The 22,720-nt window shown below is 47.4% G+C and carries 18 protein-coding genes; 4 read left to right on the top strand and 14 right to left on the bottom strand.

Going from position 1 to position 22,720, the window contains the following annotated elements; translation table 11 throughout:
- Positions 1 to 28: 28 nt before the first annotated feature.
- Positions 29 to 1,144: a DEAD/DEAH box helicase gene (locus UM402_RS07760; RefSeq protein ID WP_058578970.1), complete on the top strand. Its 1,116-nt coding sequence runs from the start codon at positions 29 to 31 to the stop codon at positions 1,142 to 1,144.
- On the opposite strand, the gene UM402_RS07765 is transcribed toward UM402_RS07760, so the two are convergent.
- Entirely contained in the window at positions 1,139 to 2,851 is a 1,713-nt protein-coding gene (locus UM402_RS07765) for a putative bifunctional diguanylate cyclase/phosphodiesterase (RefSeq protein ID WP_058578969.1), read from the bottom strand. The two genes, UM402_RS07760 and UM402_RS07765, sit on opposite strands and share 6 nt — an antisense overlap.
- 107 nt (positions 2,852 to 2,958) lie before the next feature.
- Here UM402_RS07765 and UM402_RS07770 point away from each other — a divergent pair, with 107 nt between their 5' ends.
- The gene (locus UM402_RS07770; protein ID WP_058578968.1) at positions 2,959 to 3,654 is read left to right on the top strand and encodes a GOLPH3/VPS74 family protein; all 696 of its coding nucleotides are present in this window, start codon (positions 2,959 to 2,961) and stop codon (positions 3,652 to 3,654) included.
- Positions 3,655 to 3,732: 78 nt separating this feature from the next.
- Here the strand turns inward: UM402_RS07770 and sucD are convergent, their stop codons facing one another.
- From sucD to sdhC, 8 genes are all read right to left on the bottom strand, one after another.
- Positions 3,733 to 4,605: a succinate--CoA ligase subunit alpha gene (sucD, locus tag UM402_RS07775; protein ID WP_053952366.1), complete on the bottom strand. Its 873-nt coding sequence runs from the start codon at positions 4,603 to 4,605 to the stop codon at positions 3,733 to 3,735.
- Complete coding sequence (gene sucC, locus UM402_RS07780; RefSeq protein WP_058578967.1) at positions 4,605 to 5,771, bottom strand: ADP-forming succinate--CoA ligase subunit beta; 1,167 nt, start codon at positions 5,769 to 5,771, stop codon at positions 4,605 to 4,607. The genes sucD and sucC overlap by 1 nt, the downstream gene beginning before the upstream one ends.
- 136 nt (positions 5,772 to 5,907) lie before the next feature.
- Positions 5,908 to 7,470 carry a 2-oxoglutarate dehydrogenase complex dihydrolipoyllysine-residue succinyltransferase gene (odhB, locus tag UM402_RS07785; protein WP_058578966.1) on the bottom strand — a complete coding sequence of 521 codons (1,563 nt, stop codon included), beginning with the start codon at positions 7,468 to 7,470 and terminating at the stop codon, positions 5,908 to 5,910.
- Positions 7,471 to 7,483: 13 nt separating this feature from the next.
- A complete protein-coding gene (locus UM402_RS07790; protein ID WP_058578965.1) occupies positions 7,484 to 10,288 on the bottom strand; it encodes a 2-oxoglutarate dehydrogenase E1 component in 2,805 nt (934 codons plus the stop codon).
- Between the two features lie 108 nt (positions 10,289 to 10,396).
- Entirely contained in the window at positions 10,397 to 11,110 is a 714-nt protein-coding gene (locus UM402_RS07795) for a succinate dehydrogenase iron-sulfur subunit (RefSeq protein WP_058578964.1), read from the bottom strand.
- Between the two features lie 16 nt (positions 11,111 to 11,126).
- Positions 11,127 to 12,893: a succinate dehydrogenase flavoprotein subunit gene (gene sdhA, locus UM402_RS07800; protein WP_058578963.1), complete on the bottom strand. Its 1,767-nt coding sequence runs from the start codon at positions 12,891 to 12,893 to the stop codon at positions 11,127 to 11,129.
- Positions 12,894 to 13,241 (bottom strand): succinate dehydrogenase, hydrophobic membrane anchor protein, encoded by a 348-nt coding sequence (gene sdhD / locus UM402_RS07805; RefSeq protein ID WP_053952372.1) that lies wholly within the window; start codon positions 13,239 to 13,241, stop codon positions 12,894 to 12,896.
- Positions 13,235 to 13,609, bottom strand: a complete 375-nt coding sequence (sdhC, locus tag UM402_RS07810; RefSeq protein ID WP_058578962.1) for a succinate dehydrogenase, cytochrome b556 subunit — start codon at positions 13,607 to 13,609, stop codon at positions 13,235 to 13,237. Before sdhC ends, sdhD begins: the two co-directional genes overlap by 7 nt.
- A gap of 316 nt (positions 13,610 to 13,925) precedes the next feature.
- Between sdhC and gltA the strand changes: the two genes are divergently transcribed.
- Together gltA and UM402_RS07820 are read left to right on the top strand one after the other, a co-directional pair.
- Positions 13,926 to 15,206 (top strand): citrate synthase, encoded by a 1,281-nt coding sequence (gene gltA / locus UM402_RS07815; protein WP_058578961.1) that lies wholly within the window; start codon positions 13,926 to 13,928, stop codon positions 15,204 to 15,206.
- Between the two features lie 241 nt (positions 15,207 to 15,447).
- Positions 15,448 to 16,794: a KamA family radical SAM protein gene (locus UM402_RS07820; protein ID WP_058578960.1), complete on the top strand. Its 1,347-nt coding sequence runs from the start codon at positions 15,448 to 15,450 to the stop codon at positions 16,792 to 16,794.
- A gap of 19 nt (positions 16,795 to 16,813) precedes the next feature.
- Here UM402_RS07820 and kdsB read toward each other — a convergent pair whose 3' ends face one another.
- The 5 genes from kdsB to UM402_RS07845 are packed head-to-tail and all read right to left on the bottom strand — an operon-like array spanning position 16,814 to position 22,697.
- Entirely contained in the window at positions 16,814 to 17,575 is a 762-nt protein-coding gene (gene kdsB / locus UM402_RS07825) for a 3-deoxy-manno-octulosonate cytidylyltransferase (RefSeq protein ID WP_058578959.1), read from the bottom strand.
- Positions 17,572 to 17,769 (bottom strand): Trm112 family protein, encoded by a 198-nt coding sequence (locus UM402_RS07830; RefSeq protein ID WP_058578958.1) that lies wholly within the window; start codon positions 17,767 to 17,769, stop codon positions 17,572 to 17,574. The genes kdsB and UM402_RS07830 overlap by 4 nt, the downstream gene beginning before the upstream one ends.
- Positions 17,759 to 18,745 (bottom strand): tetraacyldisaccharide 4'-kinase, encoded by a 987-nt coding sequence (gene lpxK / locus UM402_RS07835; RefSeq protein WP_058578957.1) that lies wholly within the window; start codon positions 18,743 to 18,745, stop codon positions 17,759 to 17,761. The genes UM402_RS07830 and lpxK overlap by 11 nt, the downstream gene beginning before the upstream one ends.
- On the bottom strand, positions 18,745 to 20,493 hold the full coding sequence (gene msbA / locus UM402_RS07840; RefSeq protein ID WP_058578956.1) for a lipid A export permease/ATP-binding protein MsbA: 1,749 nt from the start codon (positions 20,491 to 20,493) through the stop codon (positions 18,745 to 18,747). The genes lpxK and msbA overlap by 1 nt, the downstream gene beginning before the upstream one ends.
- Before the next feature lie 35 nt (positions 20,494 to 20,528).
- Positions 20,529 to 22,697 carry a DNA internalization-related competence protein ComEC/Rec2 gene (locus UM402_RS07845; RefSeq protein ID WP_058578955.1) on the bottom strand — a complete coding sequence of 723 codons (2,169 nt, stop codon included), beginning with the start codon at positions 22,695 to 22,697 and terminating at the stop codon, positions 20,529 to 20,531.
- Positions 22,698 to 22,720 lie beyond the last annotated feature (23 nt).

The following is a 22,720-nucleotide window of genomic DNA, read 5'->3' on the forward strand; positions in this document are numbered from 1 at the left end:
TTACCACCATTAAACTGCGCACGATTACATGACCTTTTCTGATCTCAAACTTTCCCCTGAAACCCTTACTGCCCTTTCACGTCAGGGGTACAGCGAACCTACACCTATTCAGGCGAAAGCTATTCCGTTGGTGCTCTCGGGAAAGGATGTCATGGCCGCAGCGCAAACGGGCACGGGAAAGACAACGGCTTTTACGGCGCCTATTTTAGAGCTTCTGAAAGGTAATAAGCGTGCCAAGGCAAACACAGCGCGAGCGCTTATTTTAACGCCCACTCGTGAGTTGGCGGCTCAGGTCGGTGAAAACGTTGCGAACTTAAGTGCGGGTCTGCCACTGAATTACGCGGTAGCGTTTGGTGGGGTGAAAATTAATCCGCAAATGATGAAGCTTCGCAAAGGCGTGGATATTCTGGTGGCGACACCAGGCCGCCTGCTGGACTTGTACAAACAGAACGCGGTTCGCTTTCCTAAGTTAGAGGTGCTGGTGCTGGATGAAGCAGACCGCATGCTCGACATGGGCTTTATTCACGACATTAAGAAATTTATTAAGTTACTTCCGGCTAAGCGCCAAACGCTTCTGTTCTCAGCAACTTTTTCTGACGACATTCGTGCGCTGGCTAAAGGTTTGCTGAAAAGCCCGGTCGAAATTTCGGTGGCACCACCCAACGCCACTGCCGAACCTATTAAGCAAACAGTGTATGAAGTACAAAAAAGCCAAAAGCTGGGTCTGTTCTTAAAGCTACTGAAAAGTCTGGAGTTATCCAAAGTGCTTGTGTTTTCACGCACCAAGCAAGGCGCTAATCGGTTAGTTAAGCAGTTGGATAAAGCTGGGTTTTCAGCAGCGGCTATTCACAGCGCTAAAAGCCAAGGCGCCCGAACAAAAGCGTTGTCCGACTTTAAAAGTGGCAAAGTGCAGATGCTTATCGCCACTGATATTGCCTCACGCGGCATTGATATTGAAAAGCTGCCGTACGTGATTAATTACGACCTTCCCCACGTTGCTGAAGACTACATACACCGTACTGGTCGAACCGGTCGCGCCGGTCAGGCTGGCCATGCTATATCGCTGGTTACAGACGAGGACGCTGAAGCCCTGAAAGCGATAGAAGAACTTATAGGCGAACAGATTGAAAAGCGTGAGTTATAACGATTTGCCCGGTAAATAGTCCTTTACATTGGTAGAGGGCTTACCAAAGAGATACCCCTGGAAATGCTGACAGCCCATATCTTGTAAACGCTTGAACTGCTGCTCAGTTTCTACGCCTTCCGCAATAACGGTAAGGTTCATACTGCGACCCAGGCTAATAATAGTTTCCGCTAACAAAGCGCCTTTACTGTGCCGACCTAAATCATTCACAAAAGCTCGATCAACTTTTAGCTCATTGAGAGGCAGACGCGTTAAGTAAGCTAAAGATGCGTAACCCGTGCCAAAATCATCCAAAGAAAAAGACACACCAAGTTTGCGCAAACTCTCCATTTGTTCAACAACGTCATCTATATCTTCCGCTAAGAGACTTTCTGTCAACTCAAACCGTAATTTACTGGGGGTTGCTCCACTGCTATTGAGTATATTTTTAACGCGCTCGACAAAATCCCCTCGACGGAACTGCACTGAGCTGACATTGACAGAAATCCCCAAGTGCTCAAACGCCTTTTCCTCGTTCCAGTGAGCAAGCATTTGACAACTTTTTTCCAGAACCCAATCGCCAATACTTATAATGCTTTCAGTGGCTTCTGCAATCGGAATGAAGTCATTAGGTGAAACGGCTCCCAGCTCTGGATGCTGCCAGCGCAGCAAAGCCTCAAAACTGACAGTCTTCCCCTGCGCATTGACCTGAGGTTGTAAAGCTAACGCTAACTCGTTGTTCTCGACAGCATGATTAAGGGCTTGTGATATTTCTAAGTGTTTTTTTACAGAGGACTCCATTTGCTGATCGAAAAAGCTAATATCAATGGTGTTGGAACGCTTCGCCATTTTGAGGGCGATATCTGCCTGACGCAGCAGCTCATCCGCAGGTGTTGCCTCAGGGCAACGAAAAATCGTAATACCGATACAAGCGTCAACTTGGTGTGATCGACCATCCAAAAGCATCGGTGTTTTTAACGCTCGAATAATTTGCTCTCCCAGTTGCTCAGCCTCCGTTGCCGCTATATCTAAAGATGGCGCAGTGCATGGTAGAAAAACAGCAAATTCATCTTTACCAAGACGAGCTAAAGCATCTTGAGAAGAGCTAAAACGTTGCAAACATTCAGCACAATTTAAAAGAACCTGATCACCAATTTCATAGCCTAGACTCTCATTAATGCTGTGAAAGTTATCAATGTCGACAATAAGCAAAGCAGCAAACGAGTTTTCACCGGTTGTATTACGCGTAACGCTAGTTATTCGTTCAAGCATTAAACGTCGGTTAGGTAGTTCGGTAAGCGAGTCGTAATAAGAAAGCCGTTGGACCTCTGCTTCAGCCATTTCTAATGAACGCATATCCGCATCCATACAGAACATGATGGGTTCATCATTCGGTAGTGAAACGACGGTGTGGCTTGAATAGACTGGCACAGTGGTGCCATCCTTATGTTTTAGGTTCAGTCTAGCCGGCGGAATGCCCTCTTCGTTGTCAAACATCCAGGCAACGGCTCGCTTGACCTCATCGCGCATCTCATGAGGGATAATTAAGTCATACAGGCTACGTCCTAGCGCTTCGCCGGTAGAGTAACCGTATATTTTTTCTGAAGCCGCGTTCCAGTAAACAACAGAGCCATCCGCGCGATAGCCCTGAATAGACATAGCTTCTGTATCATCAAATAGCTTATGAAACCGTGCTTCGCTAATTTGCTTGTCGCGGTTATTCGTCATAGAAATTGACCATTGCTTAATTTGCACAGAAAAGTAAAACTTACAATAAGCATAGAAGATAATAGATAAAATTGTTAACCAAACACTGATTAGACGGTGGGTATGCCATGCCAGAGAAATTAAAACTCTACGAAGCCATTATGCTGCTCGCATTGTGTGAGGAAAAAGGCACCATGAACGGCATGTACGTGGAGTATGCCACCGCTGGAGCCATAGCCGCTGAACTTTTAATGCTCGGCCGAATTAAGGCTGATGAAAATAATAAAAACAAAGTTGCAGTGCTCGATGACAGCCTTACTGGCGATGCGTTGTTAGATGAAGCTTTAACGATGATCGCTGAAGCCAAACGTCCGCGTAAACTCAAGGACTTGGTGCAAAAACTCGGCGGCATTAAGAACCTGAAACATAAAGTTGCACAAGCATTAGCTGATGACGGCATTGTGTCTCATGAAAAAGAGAAAGTGTTGTGGCTGTTCGAGCGCCAGGTTTACCCCGAAGTAAACCCGCAACCAGAACAGGAATTGCGTCAGGCCATGCGTGATGCGGTACTCAGTGATAGCGAAGATATTGAGCCTCGCATCGCTATTGCCGTCGCATTAGCCAATAGTGCCAAGCTACTGCCACAGGTGTTCAGTAAGCAAGAGCTGAAAGACCGCAAACAACGCATTAAGCAGCTGGAAAATGGTGAACTTGTGTCTAAAGCCGCTAAAGAAGCTGTCCAGGCCATTGAAGCGGCGGTTATGGTTGCTGTGATTATGCCTGCCATAACAGCAGCGTCAGCGCCAACTTCCGGGGGATGCTAGCTTTGTGGCTCCGCGCGATAAAGCAGCCACAAAAAACCCGGCGCGAAGGCCGGGTTTTGTTTAAGCGTTGGCGGGATATTACCAGCCAGTTTTCTCTGCAACAGCTTTGCCGATGTCGGCTAGGCTGCGTACAGTTTTAACGCCTGCTGCTTCAAGTGCAGCGAATTTCTCGTCAGCAGTACCTTTACCGCCGGCAATGATGGCACCAGCGTGGCCCATACGTTTGCCCGGAGGAGCAGTAACACCAGCAATGTAAGAAACAACCGGCTTAGAGACATTGTTTTTAATGTACTCTGCCGCTTCTTCTTCTGCTGTACCGCCGATTTCACCGATCATAACGATAGCTTCGGTTTCTGGATCTTTTTCGAACAGTTCCAGAATATCGATGAAGTTAGAGCCCGGGATAGGGTCACCACCGATACCAACACAGCTAGACTGACCAAAGCCTGCATCAGTAGTCTGCTTAACCGCTTCGTACGTCAATGTACCTGAACGTGACACGATACCCACTTTACCTTTCTTGTGGATGTGGCCAGGCATGATACCGATTTTGCACTCGTCCGGAGTGATAACACCCGGGCAGTTTGGACCGATCATGCGCACGCCTTTGTGCGTCAGGTATTCTTTAACGTAAAGCATATCCAGCGTAGGGATACCTTCAGTAATACAAACAATCAGTTCGATACCAGCGTCTGCTGCTTCGATGATTGAATCTTTACAGAAAGGAGCCGGTACGTAGATAACTGATGCAGTTGCGCCAGTTGCTTCTACCGCTTCTTTTACGGTGTTGAATACAGGCAGGCCTAAGTGCTCTTGACCACCTTTACCAGGTGTTACACCGCCAACCATTTGCGTACCATAAGCAATTGCTTGCTCAGAGTGGAAAGTACCCTGACCGCCAGTGAAACCCTGACAGATTACTTTGGTGTTTTTATCGATCAAAATGCTCATTATTGACCTCCTGCCGCAGCAACCACTTTATCGGCAGCATCAGACAAGCTTTCTGCAGCGATAATGTTCAGGCCACTTTCGTTCAATTTCTGTGTACCCAGTTCAGCGTTGTTACCTTCAAGGCGAACAACCACTGGTACTTTAACGCCGACTTCTTCAACCGCGCCAATGATACCTTCTGCGATCATGTCGCAACGAACGATACCACCGAAGATGTTAACCAATACGGCTTTAACAGAGCTGTCAGACAAGATGATTTTGAACGCTTCAGAAACACGCTCTTTTGTCGCGCCGCCACCAACATCAAGGAAGTTAGCTGGCTCGCCGCCGCTCAGTTTAACGATGTCCATAGTACCCATCGCCAAGCCTGCGCCGTTAACCATACAACCGATGTTGCCGTCTAACGCTACGTAGTTCAGTTCCCACTTAGCTGCTTCAGCTTCACGAGCGTCGTCTTGTGACGGATCGTGCATTTCCTGAATTTTAGGCTGACGATACAGAGCGTTGCCGTCGATGCCGACTTTCGCATCCAGACAGTGTACGTTGCCTTCGTCAGTGATAACTAATGGGTTAATTTCTAACAGTGCTAAGTCGTACTGTTCGAACATTTTCGCCAAGCCTAAGAAAACCTTAGTGAATTGCTTTACCTGATCTGGAGTCAGACCCAGTTTAAAGCCTAATTCACGACCCTGATATGGCTGCGCACCAACTGTTGGATCAATTTCAGCTTTCAAGATTTTTTCAGGTGTTTCTTCTGCGACGGTTTCAATCTCTACGCCACCTTCGGTTGACGCCATGAACACGATTTTGCGTGAAGCACGGTCAACAACAGCACCTAAATAAAGTTCGTCGGCAATGTCAGTGCAGCTTTCAACTAAAATCTTAGCAACCGGCTGACCTTTCTCGTCGGTTTGGAAAGTAACTAAGTTTTTACCTAACCACTGCTCTGCGAATGCACGAACGTCTTCTAAACTTTTCACTAATTTCACGCCACCCGCTTTACCGCGGCCACCAGCGTGAACCTGACATTTGACAACCCAAATGTCACCACCAATACGTTTTGCCGCTTCTACCGCTTCATCAGCAGTGTCGCAGGCATAACCTTCAGATACTGGCAAACCAAACTCTTTAAAGAGTTGCTTACCCTGATACTCATGCAAATTCATGATGCTCTTCCGATTCGTTGAAACAACTAAAGCAGCGATAGGCTGCTTACCCGAATACCGCGCCGAATTTTAACGTGATCGGCGCATAATTAACAGCCGCAAGCTAAATTAGCGTTGCGGCTGGTTCTCAGCGTCTTTAGATATCCAGGATAAGACGTTGAGGATCTTCTAACAGCTCTTTCACGGTGACCAGGAAGCCAACCGATTCTTTACCATCGATAATACGGTGGTCATAAGAAAGAGCTAAGTACATCATTGGCAAGATTTCAATCTTACCGTCGACAACCATTGGGCGCTCCTGGATTTTATGCATACCCAGAATGGCGCTTTGAGGTGGATTTAGAATTGGTGTAGATAACAGAGAACCAAACACGCCACCATTGGTGACAGTGAAGTTACCGCCTTGCATTTCATCAAGTGTTAACTTGCCGTCACGACCTTTAATAGCCAGCTCGCGAATGCCTTTTTCCATGTCAGCAATTGACATTTTGTCGGTGTCGCGCAGTACCGGTGTTACCAGACCACGTGGTGTCGATACGGCAATGCTGACGTCAAAGTAGTTGTGGTAAACAATATCGTCACCGTCGATAGACGCATTCACGTCTGGGAAACGTTTCAGCGCTTCGGTTACTGCTTTAATATAAAAGCCCATGAAACCTAAACGCGTGCCATGGGTTTCTTCAAAGACGTCTTTATATTTCTTACGCAGGTCCATAATTGGCTTCATGTTGATTTCGTTGAACGTGGTCAACATAGCCGTATCATTTTTCGCTTGTAGCAAGCGCTCTGCGATACGTTTACGCAAACGTGTCATAGGTACACGTTTCTGGTCGCGGTCACCTGAAACTGCAGGCTGCGCAGATTGCTGCTTGCTGCTGTCCGAAGACTTAGACGATGAGCCTGCTTTAACGTGTTTTTCAACGTCTTCTTTGGTGACTCGTCCGCCTTTGCCCGTGCCTTTAACATCACTTGGCTTAAGTCCGTGTTCACCTAATAAACGACGTACCGCAGGACCAGCCACTTCGCTGTCACCGCCATCGTCTTTGCTTTCAGCAGCAGACTCTGACTTGCTGTCGTCTGATTTGCTTGCGCTACCGCCTGAAGAAGCACCCGCTTCCACAATACCGATAACGTCGTCGGCACCAACTGTTGCGCCTTCGTCGTGTTCAATTTTAACCAACACACCGTCAGCAGGAGCAACGACTTCCAGAACCACTTTGTCGGTTTCAATGTCGACTAAGTTCTGGTCGCGCTTAACTTCGTCGCCTTCTTTAACGTGCCAGGCTGAAATGGTTGCGTCAGACACTGACTCTGGTAATTGAGGAACGGTAACGTTCATCTTTTCGCCTGAGCCTTTTTTCTCAGAAGAGCCAGAGTCTTTTTTGTCGTCTTTCTTGTCGGCTTTTTTGTCGCTGTCGTCTGACTTTTCTTCTTTCTTAGAGTCAGAGCTTGCTGCGCCGTCACCTTCTTCGATTTTACCAATCACTTCGTCGGCAGTAACGGTAGTGCCTTCTTCAGCTGTAATTTCGCCTAAAACACCGTCAGCTTCTGCGACAACTTCAAGCACTACCTTATCGGTTTCGATGTCCACCAAATTTTGGTCGCGCGATACTTTATCGCCAGGTTTTACGTGCCATGTTGCGATGGTAGCATCTGCAACAGATTCGGGTAATTGAGGAACTTTAATATCAATCGCCATGGTTCATCTTCACCTATTTAATGGTTAGCGCTTCGTCAACGAGTTTTTGTTGCTGTTTATTGTGCTCTGATAAATAACCGACCGCAGGAGCCGCTGATGCGTCCCGACCACGATAAGTTAATTGAGCACCGGAAGGTATCGCAGCCCAGAAATGATGCTGGCTGTTATACCAGGCACCTTGGTTCTGCGGCTCTTCCTGACACCAGACAAAGTCCTTGACGTGTTGATAATCTTTCATGATATCGGCTACTTCTTCCGCAGGGAACGGATACAACTGCTCGATACGAATAATAGCCACATCGTCTTGTTCACGGTCGCGGCGTTCTTTCAGTAAGTCGTAATAAACCTTACCGGAACATAGCACCACGCGTTTCACTTTTTTCGGATCCAAAGAGTCGATTTCGCCAATCGCATTTTGGAAGCCGGTATTTTCGAGCTCGCTCATCTCTGAAATTGCCAAAGGGTGACGCAGCAATGATTTAGGCGTCATGACAATTAACGGACGGCGAACCGGACGTAATTGCTGACGACGAATCATATGGAATACTTGTGCCGGGGTAGTAGGCACACACACTGACCAGTTGTGGTCAGCTGAAAGCTGTAAGAAGCGCTCCAGACGTGCTGAAGAGTGCTCTGGCCCCTGCCCTTCGTAACCGTGCGGTAATAACAGAGTCAGTCCACATAAACGGCCCCACTTCTGTTCACCAGAACTAAGGAACTGGTCAATAACCACCTGAGCGCCGTTAGCAAAGTCACCGAATTGGGCTTCCCACATAATCAGTGATTTAGGTTCTGCCGTTGCGTAACCGTACTCAAAGGCAACTACTGCCGCTTCTGACAATACTGAGTCATAAATTTCGATTTGGCCCTGATCTTGTCTGATATTGTTCAGAGGCATGTAGACGCTAGCGTCGTCCTGGTTATGCAATACTGCATGACGGTGGAAGAACGTACCGCGGCCTGAATCCTGACCGGTTAAACGAATATGGACGTCTTGATCGACTAAAGTTGCGTAAGCCAGGCTTTCTGCAAAGCCCCAGTCCAAGGCTTTGTCACCTTTCGCCATTTTCTGGCGCTCTTGGTAGACCTTAGCAACACGCGAGTTCAGCTTATGTTCTTCCGGATACGAAGAGATTTTATCCGCCAGCTCTTTTAACTTCTTCGCTGATACTTTGTAGTCGTACTCAACGTCCCAGTCATTACCAATGTACGGTGACCAGTCAACTGAATGCTGACGCATTGGACGGTGTTCTTCGACAACCACTTCACCCTTATCCAATGCATCGCGATAATCTTGTATCCACTGCTTAGCGTCGTCTTCACTGACAGCGCCTGACTCGTTTAAGCGTTTTGTATACAGCTCGCGCGCCACTGGATGTTTCTTAACTTTTGCGTACATCAACGGCTGCGTCGCACTTGGCTCGTCCGCTTCGTTATGGCCGTGACGGCGATAACAAACTAGGTCGATAACTACGTCACGCTTAAAGGTATTACGATAATCGAGCGCTAATTGCGTAACGAAAACAACCGCTTCCGGGTCGTCTGCATTTACGTGGAAAATTGGCGCCTGCACCATTTTCGCAATATCAGTACAGTACTGAGTTGAACGCGCATCTTCTTGCTTCGACGTGGTGAAGCCGACTTGGTTGTTCACAACAATACGTACTGAACCGCCAACCTGATACGCTCGGGTCTGCGACATGTTAAACGTTTCTTGTACTACGCCCTGACCGGCAATAGCCGAGTCGCCGTGGATAGTAATTGGAAGAACTTTCTCACCAACCTTGTCACCCAAGCGATCCATGCGAGCACGTACCGAGCCCATAACAACTGGGTTTACAATTTCTAAGTGAGACGGGTTAAAGGCTAATGCTAAGTGCACATCGCCGCCCGGCGTAGCGAAGTCTGACGAAAAGCCCATGTGATACTTAACGTCACCAGAGCCCTTGCTTTCGCCGTGCTTACCCGCAAACTCGTCAAATAGGTCTTGTGGTTTCTTACCTAAGACGTTCACTAAAACGTTCAAACGTCCGCGGTGAGCCATACCAATAACCACCTCTTTTGCGCCTTGCTCGCCAGAGCGAGAAATTAACGCTTTAAGAAGTGGTACCAGGCTGTCGCCGCCTTCTAATGAAAAACGCTTAGCGCCCGGGAATTTTGAGCCTAAGTATTTTTCCAGACCGTCAGCAGAAATCAGCTCACGCAGAATTTTGGTTTGTTGCTCTTTGTCGAACTTCGCCTTGCCTAAAGAGCCTTCTAAACGCTGTTGAATCCAACGCTTCTCTTCGGTAGAAACGATGTGCATATACTCGGCCCCAATAGAGCCGCAGTAAATGTTTTCCAACGCTTGGTGAATATCTTTCAATTTCATGGTTTCGCTGCCAACGGCAAGCGAGCCCACGTTGAATTCACGATCCAAGTCGTCTTTGGAAAGCTCATGAAAATCGAGAGAAAGATCAGGAACCCTATCCTGTTTCCACAATCCAAGAGGGTCTAGATTAGCGTGTTGGTGACCTCGGAAACGGTAGGCGTTAATCAGCTGTAATACTTTAACTTGCTTTTGATCACTGACTGAGCTGCCGCTTCCAGACTGTTTGAGTTTGTTCTTCGCAGCCTCGCGAAATTGTTCGCGAACATCGCTCATTTTGGTATCTGTTACCTGGCCGTCGCTTGGCAGAGCATCGAAGACCTTACGCCACTCATCGCTGACAGCGGTCGGATCATCCAGATACGCCTCAAACATTTGCTCAATGTAGGCAACGTTCCCACCGGCTAGATGCGAAGTTTCTAGCCATTCACGCATTACACCGTCTTGCATTGCGTTTCCTTCACCTAAATATGTAAACCGATTTTATAAAAAAATAGCCATCCTTTGTGGGATGGCTATCCACAACATAAACCGTTCAAATTGACGCGCCGTTGGTTTTTAAACCGCGCGATTCAACAGCATCGATTTAATGTGGCCAATAGCCTTAGTTGGGTTCAACCCTTTTGGACAAACATTGACGCAGTTCATAATGCCGTGGCAACGGAACACACTGAATGCGTCGTCTAAATCATCCAAGCGCTCGTCGGTTGCTGTGTCACGGCTATCGATTAAGAAACGATACGCGTGCAACAGGCCGGCAGGACCAATGAACTTGTCAGGGTTCCACCAGAACGACGGGCATGATGTTGAACAACATGCACATAAAATACATTCATACAGTCCATCAAGCTTAGCACGCTCTTCAGGAGACTGCAGACGCTCACGCGCTGGCGGCGTTTTTTCGTCGTTAATCAGGTACGGCTTAATCTTCTCATACTGCTGATAGAACTGGCTCATATCAACAATAAGGTCACGAATAACCGGTAAGCCTGGCAATGGACGAATGACAATTTTGCTGCCTTTCAATGCTGATGTTGGCGTAATGCACGCCAACCCATTTTTACCATTGATATTAAGGCCGTCAGAGCCACAAACGCCTTCACGGCATGAACGCCGGAACGCCAACGACGGATCTTGCTCTTTCAATTTGATAAGCAAGTCCAGCACCATCATGTCTTGGTTTTCTTCCACCTCTAGGGTGTAGTCCTTCATGTACGGTGCGTCATCAACATCCGGGTTGTAACGATAAATCGAAATATTCAATGTTTTCATCGCTGTAACCCCTTAATTAGTACGTACGAGCTTTCGGAGGGAAAGCTTCGCGCAGTTTCGGTGCCATATTAACCTGACGAGTAACCATGTCTTCAGATTCTGGACGGTAAACAGAGTGAACCAACCATTTTTCGTCGTCACGGTCAGGATAGTCAGCACGGCTGTGCGCGCCACGGCTTTCAGTACGGAAGTTTGCTGCAACCGCAGTTGAGTATGCCGTTTCCATTAAGTTATCAAGTTCCATACACTCAACACGCTGAGTATTGAACTCTTTCGACGTGTCGTCTAAACGTGCATGCTTCAAGCGCTCACGAATTTCTTTCAATTCTTTCAGACCTTCTGCCATTGCATCGCCTTCACGGAATACCGAGAAGTTCATCTGCATGCAGTTTTGCAGGTCTTTCTTAATTTGCGCTGGATCTTCACCTTTCTGTGTGTTTCCCCAACGGTTGTAGCGAGCCATTGCCGCTTCAACATCAGATGCTGAAGATTCACGCGCTTCACTGTTAGCCGCTAAGGTTTCACCTAAGTGCATACCGGTCGCACGACCAAATACGACAAGGTCAAGCAGTGAGTTACCGCCCAAGCGGTTTGCACCGTGAACAGATACACAGGCAATTTCGCCACAAGCAAACAGACCTGGTACTGGTTTACTTTCACCTTTGTCATCAACAGTCAGAGCCTGACCGTTAACGTCGGTTGGGATACCACCCATCATGTAGTGACAGGTTGGAATAACCGGAATAGGTTCTTTAACCGGGTCAACGTGAGCAAAGGTACGAGACAAGTCACAAACGCCTGGCAAACGGCTTTCCAGCGTTTCTTTGCCTAAGTGGTCCAGTTTCAACTTAAGGTGTGTACCCCAAGGACCTTCACAACCACGGCCTTCACGAATTTCGGTCATCATTGAGCGGGCAACAACGTCACGCGACGCTAAGTCTTTTGCGTTTGGTGCATAACGCTCCATGAAACGTTCGCCGTCTTTGTTTAACAGGTAACCACCTTCACCACGGCAACCTTCAGTTACCAAGCAACCTGAACCGGCAATACCGGTTGGGTGGAACTGCCACATTTCCATGTCTTGTACAGGAACACCGGCACGTAACGCCATGCCAACACCGTCACCGGTATTGATGTGTGCGTTCGTGGTTGAAGCGTAGATACGACCAGCACCACCAGTTGCTAAGACAACCGCTTTGGCTTTCACGTAATAAACTTCGCCGGTTTCCATGTTCAGAGTTGTTACACCCGTGATAGCACCGTCTTGGTTCTTCACGAGATCAAGTGCATACCACTCAGAGAACACGGTAGTTTTGTTCTTAACGTTTTGCTGATACAGCAAATGCAGAAGCGCGTGACCAGTACGGTCAGCAGCTGCTGCGGTACGAGCGGCTTGCTCGCCACCGAACTCTTTTGACTGACCACCAAATGGACGCTGGTAAACTTTACCGTTCTCAAAACGTGAGAAAGGCAAGCCCATGTTTTCCAGTTCCAGAATAGCTTCCGGACCTGCTTTACACATGTATTCGATAGCGTCCTGGTCACCAATGTAATCCGACCCTTTTACGGTGTCGAACATGTGCCATTGCCAGTCATCTTCGTGTGCATTACCTAAAGCAACGGTAATACCACCTTGTGCAGAAACCGTGTGAGAGCGCGTTGGAAACACTTTCGACATCAACGCACAGCTCATTCCCTCTTGGGAAATTTGCAGCGCTGCTCGCATGCCGGCACCGCCAGCACCAATCACCACTGCATCAAATTCTAAAGTTTTAACGTTCACTTAAACACCCCACAGTACGAATAAGCCAGTGAGCCAAACAGCGATGAGACCAACGCTGAAAACCAGCTGAATGAAAGCACGTAAGCCAGCGGCTTTAACGTAGTCAGTCAGTACCTGCCAAATGCCAATCCAACCGTGGATAAGAACGGCTGTCAGAACCAGCATAGTGGCCACTTTCATCCAGATGTTAGCAAATAACCCACTCCAAACTTCATAGGTGACATCTGGCGTAGAAATGAAAAAGCCCGCCATGAATAATGCGTATAAACAAATAACGATAGCGCTGGCACGAAGAAGGATAAAGTCGTGCGAACCGCTGCGTCCGAAAGTAGCTGCTGCTGTTACCATAGCCAAACTCCTACTAGCACGGAAAGAAGAATAGAAAGCACAATTGAAATAACTGCGCTGGTTCTTCCCGAATCGAGCTCTTCCCAGTAGCCCATGTCCATGACTAAGTGACGCAGGCCAATAATTAAGTGAAATCCTAGCGCTGTCAAAATACCCCAGCCAATAAATTTAGCGATAAAGCTGGTCATCAGGTTTTCGATTTGAGCAAAGCCTTCTGGTCCACTAAGGGAAACAGCAAAAGCCCAAATAAGGAAAGCAAGAGACACCAGCATTACGACACCTGAGATACGGTGCAAAATAGATGCTTTGGCAGCGGCAGGAAATTTAATAGTTGATAAGTCTAAATTAACAGGTCTTTCTTTTTTCACGATAGATTGCCTTTTAATAAAGCACAAAAGAAATGTCTTTCACGTGTGTGTAACAAGATATTTGTCACAAATACGGTGAAAGAGTATATCGACCCAAGCCACATTTTACAACGACAAAACAACGATTCGATAAGTGAACTGTTTAGTCATGCGACTAAAGTCTAACTTAACTCAAAAATGAGTAATCTTTTCTTCATCTTCACTACGTATACTTTGCTAGAATTAGTTCACGTTCTGCGAATTAAATTGACATTTACGGGCATGATCGAGTTAAATTAGCCCACTTTTTCAAAGTAAACAGTGAGGAGATTTCCTTATGGCTGATCGTAAAGCCACTTTACAGATTGACGGCCAATCCATTGAACTGCCAGTACTTTCACCGGCGGCAGGTAAGGATGTAGTTGACGTCCGAACACTGGGAAAACATGGTTACTTCACTTTTGACCCAGGGTTCCTGGCTACGGGCTCTTGCGAGTCGGCTATCACCTACATCGATGGCGAAAACGGTGTGCTTTTACACCGCGGTTACCCTATCGGTGAGCTTGCAACAAAGGCAGACTATTTAGAAGTTTGCTACATGTTGTTGCACGGCGAAGCGCCAACTGAAGAACAGTACCAAGATTTCAAGAGCACTATTACTAAACATACAATGGTGCATCAGGGAATCCACAACTTCTTTAACGGATTCCGCCGCGACGCACACCCAATGGCAATGCTATGTGCTGTCACGGGTGCTTTGTCTTCGTTCTACCATGATGACTTAGACATTCATGATGAAAATCAGCGTCTGCGCAGTGCGTATCGCTTAATTGCTAAAATCCCAACGATTGCAGCAATGGCTTACAAATTCAGCATCGGCCAACCGTTCGTCTACCCACGTAATGACTTAGGCTACGCAGAAAACTTCTTAAACATGATGTTCTCTGTACCTGCTGAAGACTACGAAATTAGCCCGGCGGTTGCTCGCGCTATGGACCGTATCTTCACGTTGCACGCAGACCACGAACAAAACGCATCAACCTCTACTGTGCGTTTAGCAGGCTCTTCAGGTGCAAACCCATATGCGTGTATCGCAGCGGGTGTTGCGTCATTATGGGGACCGGCTCACGGTGGTGCTAACGAAGCGTGCTTGCGTATGCTGGCTGAAATTGGCTCTGTTGAGAACATTCCTAAGTACATCGAAAAAGCAAAAGACAAAAATGACCCATTCCGTCTGATGGGCTTTGGTCACCGTGTTTACAAAAACATGGATCCACGCGCAACTGTTATGCGTGAGTCTTGCCACGAAGTACTTAAAGAGCTTAACCGTGATGATCCATTACTGGACGTTGCAATGGAGCTGGAGCGCATTGCGCTTGAAGACGACTATTTCGTTGAGAAGAAACTCTTCCCGAACGTCGACTTCTACTCAGGTATCGTACTGAAAGCTATCGGTATTCCAACGAATATGTTTACCGTTATCTTTGCACTGTCACGTACCGTTGGCTGGGTGTCTCACTGGCACGAAATGATGGGCGAAGCAAACCAGAAAATTGGTCGTCCTCGTCAGTTGTACACTGGCTACACACAGCGTGAATTTAGCCCAATCAAAAAGTAAGGCTAACTACCGTTTACAAAGGCGCTCGATGAGCGCCTTTTTTATTGCTCGAAATTCAATAATTTTCCCGAAGATACCGACAATTAGTTCGTGTACGTTGCTTTTTATTCCTTAGAAAACGTGCAACTGCCCTTCAATTTATTTATACTACGTCGCATTTCGCTGGCCACCCATAGCGACAAGGCCGATTTCATTTTCAGTGAGTGTCTGTCACTTACTGCAGATAATTACAGAGAGGCTTATGCAGCAAGTAGTTAACGTACAACAACCCATCATTAAACCTCGTCGATTCAAGGTCTATCAGCACCGACAGCTTGATAAAATAGAAGCATTGAACAAAGTGCCTGCTGATATGCGTTTTGAAATGAAAGTCGTTGCCAACGTACTGCCATTTCGGGTCAATGAATACGTGTTTAACGAGCTTATTGATTGGGAGAATGTACCCAACGATCCGCTGTTTCAGCTAACTTTCCCACAAAAAGACATGCTTGAGCCGTCTGCGTTTCAGCGCATGGCTGACTTAATGTCGGGTAAACACACAACGAATGAAGTGTTTGACCTGGCAACACAGTTACGTGAGGAAATGAACCCGCACCCGGCCGGACAAATGCAGATGAACGTGCCCCATGTGGATGGCGAGCCATTACCGGGCATGCAGCACAAATACCGTGAAACGGTTCTGTTTTTCCCTGCGCAGGGGCAATACTGCCATTCTTACTGTACTTTCTGCTTCCGTTGGGCACAGTTTGTGGGCAAGGCAACACGGTTTAACTCTAACGACGCCGATCAGCTGCATCGCTACTTGGCACAGCACAAAGAAGTGACAGACTTACTGGTAACGGGCGGCGACCCAATGGTTATGCGCACCCGTAAGCTAGCGGAGTACCTTGAAGGGCTGCTGAAACCTGAGTTTGAACACATTAAAACCATTCGTATCGGTACTAAGTCTCTGACTTTCTGGCCGTATCGCTTCATTACCGACCCGGATGCGGATGAAATGTTACGCCTACTTGAACGTCTGGTTGATGGTGGTAAACACGTGTCCATTATGGCGCATCTTAACCACCCGAATGAGCTACGCACTGAAGTGTGTCAGGAAGCCATTCGTCGTTTACGCAGCACTGGCGTGCAAATTCGCTGTCAGGCGCCTTTACTGCGCCACATTAATGATGACCCGGACGCTTGGGCAAACATGTGGACGAAACAAGTGCAACTGGGCATGATCCCATACTACATGTTCGTTGAACGTGACACCGGTGCGAAACGCTACTTTGAAGTACCACTTGAGCGTACTTGGGAAATTTTCCAAAAGGCGTACCAGCAAGTTTCGGGTATTGCCCGTACTGTTCGTGGGCCATCAATGAGTGCCGGGCCAGGAAAAGTCGAAGTTCAGGGTGTGACGGAAATTGCCGGTGAGAAAGTGTTTGCATTGCGCTTTATTCAGGGCCGTAATCCTGACTGGGTACAACGCCCATTCTTCGCAAAATATGACCCGGATGCAACATGGCTGCATCATCTTAAGCCAGCGTTTGGGGAAGAGAAATTCTTCTTCGAAGATGAGTATGCGCAAATGTCAAAGATGGACTAAGACATTCGGCAAGGCCAGCTTAGCCGCTGGCCAGTGCTCGCGCCCGCTGCAAGTCGGCTTCAGTGTCGATACCTGCCGCGGGCGTTTTTATTGCCTCAGCGACATGAATACGTTCGCCATGCCAAAGTACGCGTAACTGCTCTAATGACTCAATATGCTCAAGTGGGCTGCTTTCCCAGGTAATGTAGTCCAATACAAAACCCGCACGATACGCATAAATACCAATGTGACGTTGATAACTCTCAATAACTGCCTGCTGTAATGGCTGCTCTTTCGCAAATTCATCGCGGTTCCAGGGTATCGCCGCGCGGCTGAAATACAATGCATAACCTCTGCTGTCAGTAACCACTTTGACTGCATTGGGGTTAAATACGTCCTCTGCGTCTTCAATGGGTACAGACAGAGTCGCCATGGGTGCTGCCGTCTGATTAGCCAGGTTATCCGCGACCTGACGGATAATTTCAGGTGGAATAAAAGGTTCGTCGCCCTGCACATTGACGACCACTTCGGTCGTTTCAATATTGAGCTTACTTATTACTTCCGCCAGGCGCTCAGTACCGGAGTTGTGATCCGGTGAGGTCATTAATACCTGACCACTAAAGGCTTTTACCGCGCTTTCTATTCTGCTGTCATCAGTCGCAACGATAACCCGCCCTGCACCACTTTCCTGCGCACGTTCGTACACATGTTGAACCATAGGCTTGCCACCGATGTCAGCTAAAGGTTTACCGGGTAAACGACTCGAACCATAGCGAGCAGGAATGACAACGGTAAAACTCATGAAGGAACCTTTTCTAACTCTTCATTGCTGACTTCCCGGGCTTTATCGGCAATAAGAACAGGAATACCTTCACTGATAGGATAGGCAAGTTGTTCACCACGACAAACCAGTTCGTCTTTCTCTGCATAATGAACCAGCTTTCCCTTACACTTAGGGCACGCCAAAATGTTTAACGTCTTAGCTTCAATGGGCATTTTGTTTCCTTTCCAGTTCTTTCAGTAACTGCTCTTTCAAAGAGTCAGGCAGTTTGGTCGCTATTGGCTGATAATACCAATTTTCCCGAGCAAATGACTGACATTTGCCAGCGTCTTTCTCGGTCATTAATATCGGTAAATCTGTCAGGTTATCAAAGTCGCTTTCAACGAACTCGTGATGATCATTAAAAGGCACGGTCTGCTTTACCTCAAAACCCTGGTCTCTCAGAGAGTTAAAAAATCGCTGAGGGTAACCTATAGCAGCAACTGCATTATAGGGTTGCTCTTTATCCAGTTCGGTTTGTTCATCGTCGTTAACCCGATACCACTGACCGTTCTCAACTTCCGTCACATAGCGGGCAAACGGGTGGCGACCATAATTTGATACCACCCACTGAGAGCCTTTAAGTCGCCATGGTCCTTCTCTAAGAGGGCCGGCCGGCAACAACCATCCGTTCCCCACGCCGCGCTCTGCGTCCAACATAATAAGTTCAATATCACGCTTCAGTGCATAATGCTGGAGACCATCGTCAGAAATAATAATATCAACATCAGGGTGCTGTTCGGCCATATACTTAGCCGCTTCAACGCGCTTAGGAGATATAATCACAGGGCAGTCGGTTCGTTTACGAATAACCAAAGGCTCGTCACCCACCTTCTCTGCATCATCTCCGACATTGATAGAGTGTGGGAATGGACCTTTTGCGCCATAGCCCCGGCTAACAATACCGGGTGTCCACCCTTCTTCTTTTAACCACTGACAAAGCGCAATAACCATCGGCGTTTTACCGGTACCACCGACACTAATATTACCCACCACAATAACCGGCACATCTGCTTTATAGCGTCTAAAAGGGCCGATAAAGTAGAAGCTGCGGCGTAGGTTTGTCAGAAGCCAAAACAGCAATGACAGCGGCGCCAGTAATAATAAAAGCGGATGAATACGCGCCTTATACCACTGCTGTTGTAGCCACATTAAGCGCCTCCGTGGAACTGTAGGTTATACAGCTGCGAGTATGCGCCTTCCTGATCGAGCAGTTGCTGGTGAGTGCCTCGCTCAATGATCTCGCCATTGTCCATGACCAAAATTTCATCGGCGTTCTCTATAGTCGATAGCCTGTGCGCAATAACAATCGCTGTGCGGTTTTGTCGTAATGCGCCTAAGGCTTGCTGAATATGGCGCTCAGACTCGGTATCAAGAGCCGAGGTTGCTTCATCCAGAATAAGTATTGGTGCATCTTGTAAAAGCGCCCGTGCAATTGCAATACGCTGACGCTGACCACCAGACAACATAACACCGTTTTCACCCACCATAGTATCCAGACCATTTGGCATGTTGTCGGTAAATTCAGTGACATAAGCTTGCTCAGAAGCTCTTATTATGTCGTCTTTTGACACCTCTTTTGACGCACCATAAGCAATATTATTAGCGATAGTGTCATTAAATAGGGTGACATGCTGAGACACCAGTGCGAATTGTCGACGCAGGCATTTCAGTTTGTAGTCATTAATGTTGTGGCCATCAAGCAAAATGCGCCCCTGCTCGACGTCGTAAAAGCGCGTCAGCAAGTTCGAAATGGTTGACTTACCACTGCCGGAACGTCCTACTAACGCAATGGTTTTGCCCGGCTCTACGTTAAAACTGACATGCTGTAACGCTAAATCGTCGCCTTGCTGATAACCGAAGCTGACATCGTCAAATTCAATATGACCCGCCGCACGGTCAATCACTTTTGAGCCTTTATCAATTTCGATAGGCTCGTCGAGGATAGTAAATACGCTAGTTGCCGCTGCAATACCGCGCTGGAAATCGCTGTTTACGTTAGTTAGTTGTTTCAGCGGACGTAGCAGCATGATCATCGAGGTTAGCAAGGTCGTGAATGCACCTGCCGATAACTCACCCAGCATTTCCGGAAAGCTTGCTATAACCAGCACCATGGACAAACTGAGTGACGCAATAAATTGAATAACCGACGTGCTAATAACCCGTGTGTTCACCAATTTCATGTTTTGGTTACGGGTAGTGTTATTGATTTCTGCGAAGCGCGTCGACTCTTTCTTCTGTCCTTCGTGCATCACGACGACTTTGTGGCCGTTGATCATTTGCTCTGCGGTGGTTGTCACATTGCCCATCGCCGTTTGAATACGGCTACTGACTTTACGGAAGCGTTTAGACACTACCGCGACAACTTTAGCAATAAGCGGCCCGACAACCAGAAACACCAACGACAACTGCCAACTTTGATAAAACATCAGCCCTAATAAGCCAATAACAAAAGCGCCTTCGCGAACTAACACCAATAAAGCCCGGCTACTGGCTTCAGCGACTTGCTGGGTGTCATAGGTTATCTTAGAAATTAAATCGCCGGTTGAATGTTGGTCATGGAAGGCAACAGGCAACTTCATCAGATGGTCGAACAACTGCTGTCGCATTTTAGTGACAACTTTAAAACCGACCCAATTTAGGAAATAGCTGGAGGCAAAGTTAAAAAAGCCACGGATAATAAAGAAAAACGGAACAAAAATAGCACCATAGAGAAGAATATCGGAGTTTTGCTCGGTTAATCCGTCATCGATAAGGGTTTCAATTTGAGAGAAAAATAGAGTATCGACGCCTGCATAACCAATCATGCCGATAACTGCGGCGATAAAAGCGAGCTTATAAGGTTTGATATAACCAATTAAACGCTTAAAGGTCGTCTGTTTTTTTTGCTGAGAATCCATGTAGTCTCATATAAGTCATTAAAACTTTGTGCATTCTACCTGTTTTCATGTGGTAACTCCAAACTCCATGAGTCCCCGTCGCTGATTATTGTTATTTGCCCGACTTCCTGCGTGCCGTACCACGGCGACCCGGTGCGCTCTAGCCGCTGTACAGTATAACGGTGCGGGAAATTGTAGCCACGATGTTTACCATAACTAATAACGTAAGCCTTGGCATTTACCGCCTGTAATAAAGGCCAGCTTGTCGAGGTTTTGCTCCCATGGTGTGGAACAGCAAGTATGGTGGAGTTAAGCACGCCTTTCGACTCAAGAGAAGCGAGTAACGACTGCTCTGCCGCCATTTCAATATCACCGGGAAACAACATTTGAAAGTCATTCCAGCGTAACTGAACAACACAAGACTCATTATTGCGGCTTAATTGACCACCTTTTGCATAGGACGCTGTCGGCCAGTAGGTATGCAAAGACATACCGTTCCAGTGAATAACCCGCCCGGACTCACAAGGATCATTCGTTTTAGCGCCTTGCCATTTTATGTTCGGGTAGCGTTTTGCTAAATACGCTTTACCACCACTGTGATCAATGTCTTTATGACTAATAACGGCAAGCTCCGGCACGAGCCCGTGGTACCTTAAAAAGGGTTCAATAACCTGCTCTGCCACACTAAATCCGCTATGGTACGAAACACCTGTATCCATAAGAAGCGCACGTCCATTTCTTTCCACAACGACCGCCTGACTTTGTCCAACATCTAACATATGAACGCGCAGCTGGCCGTCACGACTATTGAGCAATACAAAGGCGGAAAGCGGCAGACACAGAATCAGCAATGCTCGCTGCCAATTGCGGACTACTGGAACAATAAAGGCAATAATAAGCGCCCATAAAGCACCGAAACGCGCTTCTCTGGTCACCGCTAGAGCGTCGATTGCCAGCCAGTTCGACGGGTGCCCGCTCAGCTTCTCTAAATACGGCATGACATAAGCCAGCGGCTGTTCCGCAATATGCCATAGCCACTGCGCGTAACTGACACCGTCGAATAGGCTGCACACCGTTGCAATAAGAGACAACGGTAAAATCCAAAAGCTAATAATTGGCAGTATCAGCAAGTTGACCAGGGGTGCGAACAGCGAAAACCCACCGAATAAATACACCGACAACGGTGCCATAATAATTAACAGCACCCATTGAATGAACCAAAGTTGCCGGAGTCTGGCAAAGCCCCCCTCTTTCGGGCGCCAGCGCCAGGAACTGAAAAACAATGCCGTGACGGCACAAATCGACAGCCAGAATCCAGCATCCTGCCAGGCGAAAGGGTCAACAATAAAAACGCCAAGACAGGTTCTAAGCAGTAACTGCAGTGGCGTTATTCGAACAGCAACTAACTTGTGGGCCAGAACAATACCTGCGAGCACAAGAGCGCGAACCGTCGATATCGCAAAGTCTGCTAAAAACGCGTAGAAAACAGCGACCGCAATGCCTGCGCAAGCACACACGACTCTTTTATTATAGCGTTCCCGAAAAGCAGGACTTAACGGTAAATAACGAAAACCTAATGACACAAAAAGAAACACAGCGCCAATAACCATACCGATGTGCAAGCCGGATATTGCGAGGCTGTGCGCTAACCCTGTTTTTTGCCAAACCTGTTTGACTTGGTATGGCAGAAGACTGCGTTCGCCAATGGTTAAAGCAGCAATAATACCGGCGAAACTTAGGTCAGCTTTCTTGATAGTATCGAAAATCTGCTGGCGAATGCTGGGGCTCCGGTTAAGCAATGTCACGTCTTTTAACGAGCCAACCGCACTTATACCCTGTCGCTTTAAGTAGGCTTTGTAATTAAAGCTACCATCGTTACGGTAACTTTTAGGGGCTTTAAAAACCGCAGTTCCGCGCACTGTATCGCCCGCTTTCAAGGCTATACTTTCGTCGTAAGTACCATCGTAAGTGTAAAGGTTTAACTGTACCCGAATGCCTTGGTACCAAGACGGAACGAATTCATTCACACGCAAAACCCTGCCCGTAACACGCGTATGGTATTGATAGACTTGAGGGATTTCGTCGAGTGTTATTTCAATAGAGTATTCTGCGCCCAGATAGCTCTTAGGTAGTGACTGAAACTCTTGCCAATAAAGGTTGGCATTCACCCACGAAATACCGCAAAATACAACAATGAGTAGTAACCTGATGGTTTTAGAGTCCATCGCTTGCTCCCTCCCTGGAGCAA

Origin of the sequence: Idiomarina sp. OXR-189, assembly GCF_034373425.1 — a bacterium.
Classification (GTDB): domain Bacteria; phylum Pseudomonadota; class Gammaproteobacteria; order Enterobacterales; family Alteromonadaceae; genus Idiomarina; species Idiomarina zobellii.

Excerpts from the sequence above, each read along its gene's own strand:
- UM402_RS07760 (WP_058578970.1), top strand. The coding sequence starts at position 29 with ATGACCTTTTCTGATCTCAAACTTTCCCCTGAAACCCTTACTGCCCTT.
- UM402_RS07765 (WP_058578969.1), bottom strand. The coding sequence starts at position 2,851 with ATGACGAATAACCGCGACAAGCAAATTAGCGAAGCACGGTTTCATAAG.
- UM402_RS07770 (WP_058578968.1), top strand. The coding sequence starts at position 2,959 with ATGCCAGAGAAATTAAAACTCTACGAAGCCATTATGCTGCTCGCATTG.
- sucD (WP_053952366.1), bottom strand. The coding sequence starts at position 4,605 with ATGAGCATTTTGATCGATAAAAACACCAAAGTAATCTGTCAGGGTTTC.
- sucC (WP_058578967.1), bottom strand. The coding sequence starts at position 5,771 with ATGAATTTGCATGAGTATCAGGGTAAGCAACTCTTTAAAGAGTTTGGT.
- odhB (WP_058578966.1), bottom strand. The coding sequence starts at position 7,470 with ATGGCGATTGATATTAAAGTTCCTCAATTACCCGAATCTGTTGCAGAT.
- UM402_RS07790 (WP_058578965.1), bottom strand. The coding sequence starts at position 10,288 with ATGCAAGACGGTGTAATGCGTGAATGGCTAGAAACTTCGCATCTAGCC.
- UM402_RS07795 (WP_058578964.1), bottom strand. The coding sequence starts at position 11,110 with ATGAAAACATTGAATATTTCGATTTATCGTTACAACCCGGATGTTGAT.
- sdhD (WP_053952372.1), bottom strand. The coding sequence starts at position 13,241 with ATGGTAACAGCAGCAGCTACTTTCGGACGCAGCGGTTCGCACGACTTT.
- gltA (WP_058578961.1), top strand. The coding sequence starts at position 13,926 with ATGGCTGATCGTAAAGCCACTTTACAGATTGACGGCCAATCCATTGAA.
- UM402_RS07820 (WP_058578960.1), top strand. The coding sequence starts at position 15,448 with ATGCAGCAAGTAGTTAACGTACAACAACCCATCATTAAACCTCGTCGA.
- kdsB (WP_058578959.1), bottom strand. The coding sequence starts at position 17,575 with ATGAGTTTTACCGTTGTCATTCCTGCTCGCTATGGTTCGAGTCGTTTA.
- UM402_RS07830 (WP_058578958.1), bottom strand. The coding sequence starts at position 17,769 with ATGCCCATTGAAGCTAAGACGTTAAACATTTTGGCGTGCCCTAAGTGT.
- lpxK (WP_058578957.1), bottom strand. The coding sequence starts at position 18,745 with ATGTGGCTACAACAGCAGTGGTATAAGGCGCGTATTCATCCGCTTTTA.
- msbA (WP_058578956.1), bottom strand. The coding sequence starts at position 20,493 with ATGGATTCTCAGCAAAAAAAACAGACGACCTTTAAGCGTTTAATTGGT.
- UM402_RS07845 (WP_058578955.1), bottom strand. The coding sequence starts at position 22,697 with ATGGACTCTAAAACCATCAGGTTACTACTCATTGTTGTATTTTGCGGT.